This is a genomic window from Flavobacterium sp. (assembly GCF_023151265.1).
Classification (GTDB): domain Bacteria; phylum Bacteroidota; class Bacteroidia; order Flavobacteriales; family Flavobacteriaceae; genus Flavobacterium.
The window spans coordinates 1-2,409 of sequence record NZ_JAKLJH010000212.1 but is presented as its reverse complement, the minus strand read 5'-3'; the positions used below and the strand labels follow the sequence as shown (position 1 = coordinate 2,409).

Here is a 2,409-nt window from a genome sequence, read left to right as displayed (position 1 = left end):
CCAAAAGTATTTTTCAATTTATTGATCGGTACAATTCAATCAGACCTCATTCAGCTTTAGGAGGACTATCTCCTCTGCAATTTAAAAATAAACAAAAAATATGATTTTTTTCTTTACAGTTTTAGGGGGGCACTTCAAACCGCAAGAATTTGCAGATAATCAATGTCGCTTATTTTCAAAAACTCACTGTTGTTGTGCCCTCTGAAATCGTCAATTAAGTCACGCAGATAAAATCCGCTATCGGCTTGTGTAGTTGTTGTTTGTTGAACCGAAGGCTTAAATGTTTTTGCAACAACTATGTCAAAGATGTTAAGCGGTTTGCCTGCTTGGTTAATCCTTTCAAATATTTGACATACTTCCGAAACTTGTATTCCTTTTACTTCAATAAAGGAAATTCTGTAGTTGTCAAGCACTCCTTTGATTTTTGAAAGTTCTGCAAGTATGGAATGATTGAAGTCCTTATTTACAAGTTCGCTATTGAACACACTTGTTTGAACAGTCGTAAAATTATTTTTAATGTCAATGAGCTTCACAATTAACCCATCATCAAATCTTTTTTTCTTACCGATGTTTGGTCGAATTTCTCCATTTCTATCGTCAATGTCATTCCAAAAAAGAAAACGATTGCGATAACTTTCATCATCAATTTAGTTGTCTGGCGGAATAGTCAAATCCACATAAAGTAATGGGTTGAAATTCGGTCTGTTTTCAATAGTTCCACCATATAATGAAGTCAGCAAAGATGTTGTTCGTTGTTGTCCATCAAGTATGTATTGATATTCGGTTCTGCTAAAATTTGTATCAGTTATTTGGTGTCCACCAATTTGTCTGTGGTTTTGAAGTTTCAAATCAGTTTTCCATATCAGAATACTTCCCAAAGGATAAAACTTGTAAATACTGTCCCAAAGTTTTTTTACATTTTCCTGTTCCCAAACAACGTCTCGCTGAAAAGTCGGAATTTGATAATTTTTTGCTATCAACTCGTCAAGGTAAGTTGTCAGTCCTTTGTTGGTTGGAAAAATTCTGTCTGTATAATTCATTTTTTATTATTGTTCGTTAGTGTTGTGTCGTCCGTTATAATGGCTGGTAACGTTCGAGTTTATGCGTCGAGCCGAACTTGTGAGGCTTGACCCGCAGGCGTAGCGAGCAATGCGAGCGAAGGCATAAACTCTGTTAGCCGATGGAATCCTCACGTAGCTCGAGAAAATGAAGCCACGGATGGCATCTTTTTTTGTTTATTAATGTCTTTTACAAATTCTGTGTAGACATGTATTTTGGAAAGAGTCGTTTCAATTTTTCTACTCTCCTCCAATAAATCATAATCATTTTGCAGAGTGAGCCAAAATTGAGGTGGAAGATTAAAAAATTTTCCGAGTTTCAGCGCATTAGTAGCAGAAATGCTTCGTTTTCCTGAAATTATTTCGCTTAATCTTGATTGTGGGATACCCGTAATCTTGGATACCTTGTAAGCGGATAACTCCATTGGCTTTAGAAATTCCTCATCTAAAATCTCACCAGGGTGTATATTTCTTATTTTATTTTTCATGATATCTCCTCAATGGTAATCAACAATTTCGACATCAAAGGCATGGCCATCAATCCAGGTAAAGCAAATCCTCCATTGGTCATTGATTCGAATACTATGCTGGCCTTTACGATCATTTCTTAACGCTTCCAGAAAATTTTTTGGTGGAATCCTTAAATTTTCCAATTCCAAAGCACCATTAATAAGCCTAAGTTTCCGTAAAGCTACATCTGAAATTTGATTTGGAATTCTTTTTGAAAATTCACCTTTCCAAATTTTTTCAGTATCTTTGTCATGAAACGATTTGATCACATCCTAATGCTTACACAATACGTATACAATGTCAAGCAAAAAATCAACTCTCTACCCTGGACACGGATGTCCAGAGTTTAGAATTTAATTGTGAGAATTCTTTCGCCTAACGGACAAGCGGTAGCCGCAGTTGCTTGCGTGTCTGCACTTTCCGCTAAAAGTTTATTCCAAAGTTTCAAATTTGCACTTCTGTTCGGTAACCTTCAATGCAAGCAATTGTCGGCTAACGCATGTTATACGTATTTTACTTTTTTATAAATTAACTGCGTACCAAAAATAATACTTTTTTTTGAAATGCGAAGCATTTCAAAAAAAAACTGTCAGCAAATAATAATCACTCGCTAAAAGTCGCCTACTAAACAAGCGTTGTCTAAAAATCATCGGCTAACAATAAATGCGATAGCATAATATAAAATTCGCTAAAAATTGGTATTGCCCCCTAAAACTGGAATACAAAAAAAGGGGATAAAGGAGACTTGATAATATGATAAGAAGAAATAACTATGGCAAAGAATTTAAGGAACAAATAGTAATGGAAATTTTGTCCGGGCAGAGTTCCGTTTCGCAAATAG

At 35.3% G+C, this 2,409-nt stretch carries 5 protein-coding genes; 1 reads left to right on the top strand and 4 read right to left on the bottom strand.

All coding sequences use genetic code 11. From position 1 onward, the window contains the following. The first annotated feature begins 8 nt into the window (after nt 1-8). Nucleotides 9-104 carry an integrase core domain-containing protein gene (locus tag L6Q46_RS14035; protein ID WP_363315882.1) on the top strand — a complete coding sequence of 32 codons (96 nt, stop codon included), beginning with the start codon at nt 9-11 and terminating at the stop codon, nt 102-104. Between the two features lie 30 nt (nt 105-134). Here the strand turns inward: L6Q46_RS14035 and L6Q46_RS13635 are convergent, their stop codons facing one another. From L6Q46_RS13635 to L6Q46_RS13620, 4 genes are all read right to left on the bottom strand, one after another. After that, the gene (locus tag L6Q46_RS13635; RefSeq protein WP_291284767.1) at nt 135-533 is read right to left on the bottom strand and encodes a hypothetical protein; all 399 of its coding nucleotides are present in this window, start codon (nt 531-533) and stop codon (nt 135-137) included. Between the two features lie 114 nt (nt 534-647). Then, nucleotides 648-1,040 (bottom strand): DUF262 domain-containing protein, encoded by a 393-nt coding sequence (locus L6Q46_RS13630; protein WP_291284766.1) that lies wholly within the window; start codon nt 1,038-1,040, stop codon nt 648-650. Nucleotides 1,041-1,189: 149 nt separating this feature from the next. Continuing rightward, nucleotides 1,190-1,546 carry a HigA family addiction module antitoxin gene (locus L6Q46_RS13625; protein WP_291284765.1) on the bottom strand — a complete coding sequence of 119 codons (357 nt, stop codon included), beginning with the start codon at nt 1,544-1,546 and terminating at the stop codon, nt 1,190-1,192. A gap of 9 nt (nt 1,547-1,555) precedes the next feature. Continuing rightward, nucleotides 1,556-1,837 (bottom strand): type II toxin-antitoxin system RelE/ParE family toxin, encoded by a 282-nt coding sequence (locus tag L6Q46_RS13620; RefSeq protein ID WP_291284764.1) that lies wholly within the window; start codon nt 1,835-1,837, stop codon nt 1,556-1,558. Nucleotides 1,838-2,409: the final 572 nt, after the last annotated feature.

What these genes read in the sequence shown, in the direction of transcription:
- L6Q46_RS13625 (WP_291284765.1), bottom strand. Translation starts at nt 1,546, where the DNA reads ATGAAAAATAAAATAAGAAATATACACCCTGGTGAGATTTTAGATGAG.
- L6Q46_RS13630 (WP_291284766.1), bottom strand. Translation starts at nt 1,040, where the DNA reads ATGAATTATACAGACAGAATTTTTCCAACCAACAAAGGACTGACAACT.